This window comes from Suttonella ornithocola (assembly GCF_001889065.1).
In the GTDB taxonomy this organism is placed as follows: domain Bacteria; phylum Pseudomonadota; class Gammaproteobacteria; order Cardiobacteriales; family Cardiobacteriaceae; genus Suttonella_A; species Suttonella_A ornithocola.
Window position 1 is genome coordinate 1 of record NZ_LWHB01000046.1, and the last position, 2,709, is coordinate 2,709.

Here is a 2,709-nt window from a genome sequence, read left to right on the forward strand (position 1 = left end):
TTGAGGGCTTACGCTTCAGTAAARMCTTTAGGATGGGGATTTTTAATCCAGCTATAGACGGTGAATTTGCTGATCTTGTAGTGCTTTGCAACAGCGCGCCAAGTTTCTCCATTAGCAATATCGTTAAGAATTTTCTGTCGGAATTGGCGGCAGTAGGTCATAGGATATGCTCAGTTTGTTTTTGATAATTCTACTACAAGTTGTTCTTTATATCTGCTTTGGATAGATTGGATTATAAGTGATTTGACTATACTTTTTTCTTCTTGATTAAGCAAAACATCTTTAAATTGCTTTAGGTTCTCTGATAAAGTTTTTGTGCTTTGTGTTAAATCATGAAGCGGCTTGTAGCTATTTTCTATCATGCTGTTTGCTGCTTTTATACTGATAATTTCATATTGTTTGACAAAATTTTTTATAAATTCCTCGTGTGCTTCACGCATTCCTACCTGATAATTTTCAAAAATCCTATCTAATGATTCTCCTAAGACTTTTGGTGTTCCTTCTAGTATCTTATTCATGGTATTTAATCTTGTAATAAAATTTTTATCAATAGGCATAGCAGTATCCTGATTCATTTTTTTCAATATCATTTCAACCTCTATGGATAAATTTCTTACTATCGTTTTTATTTCTGATAAATCATGATTCGTAGAATTTGGAGAAGAAATAGTACTATCTTTAATGTTATTAAATTCCTGATAGCTCATTAGTACATAAGCAGGCTCATTTCTTTCTGTAATCACAATCGGGGCATTGTCTGCCATCGTTTTTGCCTTACTCAAATTCTGGCTCAATTCGCGGCTGCTTAGGTTTTCTAGCGGGGTATGGGTCATAAAAATCCTTGTTTTTGGTTGTTCTGCAAATGTTCTGCATTTGCAGAACATTTAGTTTATACAGTGGGTTAATTGTTCTCCATCTGCACGAAGTCGCATTTTATGCGCTCCATAGAAGCACTGCAAATTCTGCCCAAAATGACGTTTGTCTAAAATCGTCTAAATTGAAATAATTCTGATAGTGTTAGACGGTCTTATATCGATATGGATAAATCTTAATTAAAATAACACGGCTTTTTGTACGGATGTTCTCCCTCAACATTCAGAAAACAGGCACGACGCCGACGAGGCCCAAAACTGACGTTTTAGTCTGTCGCTCGTGCCAAAGGGGGCGCCCTTTGAAACCCCAGCGGCTGACACCGTGGAAATTTTCGCTATTATTCCTAACGGAAGATTTATTGTTATTGGCCCATTGGGAGTAAAAGTCATGAATGAAACATCGCATGTCAGCGCATCAGCAGCGCAAATCCAGCCTCACCCTGTAAAAGAAAATATCGAACTCTTGCGCATTAAAGAAGTTTGCGAGCTTACCAAATTAAGCAAAGCTACTATTTGGAATAAATTAAATCACAATAGTAAGTATTATGATTCGAGTTTTCCGAAACAAGTTAATCTGAGTAAAAAGGCGGTGGCTTGGTATAAGCAAGATGTTTTACATTGGATTGAGGGATTAAGACATGAAAAGAATAATAATCAGGCGGTGCAATAAGGGTTTGAAACAATAATTGATTAAATTATGGCTTAGTGAGATTTAGCCGTTAAAAAATGCTTAAAAGCACTTTTCTTTTATTGGCGACTTGGCTAGAATGCCCGCATTGAAGCAAAACACTTCAATCGGCTTTGACAGGCTGAAAGTTTCAGGACGGGCAGCCGTCTTAATTGACGGATTTTTTATGCCCGCAATCCGTGTTCGTTCCGTTATGGTGCGTGCGGTGGGAAGCCTTCGGGCTTGCTGGTTTTCCTGAATGCCAGTCTGTCAACCCGCCGTTACGCATCGCCAAATTGACAGTGGTGATTTACCAAATTTGATTCAGGAACAACACAATGAACCCTCAAATCACATTTCCCAACACTCGCGGCAAAGATACCGCCCTCTATGCGCTGGATTATCAGCGTGCCTTACTCTCCTGCCTTTCTAATTCTATTGACGGCTCAACCGTTGATATAGAACACTGGCAACACACACTAAACCTATGCAGCAGCCTTGCCCATACGGCTTTTAATGCTCTAAAGTCAGGCGGCGAAGCATGAACGCGCCAACGCCTGACAATCCTCCTATTGACAGCCGTTTTACCTGCCGAGACGGCGGCATTTGGTTTGATAGCGGTAATGGTGAGCCGCGCCGCATTGCCGATGAATTTCATGTGATAGGGCATGCCTATGACGCCAGCGGTGAGCCGCACTACATTTTGGAACATCAGGGCAATAGCTTTGCCCTACCGTGGACAGAAATGGGCGAACGCGGCGGCTGGCGCATTCTGCGCCGTTATATCCGCCGCCTGCCTATCAATAAGCGCAATCAAGAACGGTTGATTGAGTATCTGCAAGCACAAGCATTAGGCGAGCGCTGGACATTGACAGATACAGCAGGCTGGCAGGGTGAATCTTACATTTTGCCGAATGGTGAGATTATTGGTGCTGGCGGTCATACGCTTTTTAAGCGTATCCCTGCCCATCCTGAAGTTTTTAGCCCATCAGGCACGTTAAGTGAATGGCAAAGCGCTATCGGGCAATATTTAGCAGGTAACAGCCGTTTATGCCTGTTTGCTGGCGCAGCCTTTGCCGCGCCTTTATTACGCTGGTTTGGCATCGATGGCGGCATCTTGCACGTTTACGGCGACTCCTCCAAAGGCAAAAGCACGGCGCAGCAGGTGGC

General features: G+C 42.2%; 5 protein-coding genes. 3 read left to right on the top strand and 2 right to left on the bottom strand.

Features of this window, described 5'->3' with window-relative positions:
- Positions 1-8: 8 nt before the first annotated feature.
- The gene (locus A5N85_RS03800; RefSeq protein ID WP_084601621.1) at positions 9-161 is read right to left on the bottom strand and encodes a helix-turn-helix domain-containing protein; all 153 of its coding nucleotides are present in this window, start codon (positions 159-161) and stop codon (positions 9-11) included.
- Between the two features lie 9 nt (positions 162-170).
- Positions 171-833: a type II toxin-antitoxin system Phd/YefM family antitoxin gene (locus A5N85_RS03805; RefSeq protein WP_072576047.1), complete on the bottom strand. Its 663-nt coding sequence runs from the start codon at positions 831-833 to the stop codon at positions 171-173.
- 361 nt (positions 834-1,194) lie between these two features.
- On the opposite strand from A5N85_RS03805, the gene A5N85_RS03810 reads away from it, so the two are divergent.
- From A5N85_RS03810 to A5N85_RS03820, 3 genes are all read left to right on the top strand, one after another.
- Positions 1,195-1,542, top strand: coding sequence for a helix-turn-helix transcriptional regulator (locus tag A5N85_RS03810; RefSeq protein WP_143143173.1), 348 nt, complete (start codon positions 1,195-1,197; stop codon positions 1,540-1,542).
- A 335-nt stretch (positions 1,543-1,877) separates the two neighbouring features.
- Positions 1,878-2,084, top strand: coding sequence for a hypothetical protein (locus A5N85_RS03815; RefSeq protein WP_072576048.1), 207 nt, complete (start codon positions 1,878-1,880; stop codon positions 2,082-2,084).
- Between the two features lie 158 nt (positions 2,085-2,242).
- Positions 2,243-2,709: DUF927 domain-containing protein (locus tag A5N85_RS03820; protein WP_169818614.1), on the top strand; the 467-nt coding region annotated here is incomplete at its 3' end.

Excerpts from the sequence above, each read along its gene's own strand:
- A5N85_RS03805 (WP_072576047.1), bottom strand. The coding sequence starts at position 833 with ATGACCCATACCCCGCTAGAAAACCTAAGCAGCCGCGAATTGAGCCAG.
- A5N85_RS03815 (WP_072576048.1), top strand. The coding sequence starts at position 1,878 with ATGAACCCTCAAATCACATTTCCCAACACTCGCGGCAAAGATACCGCC.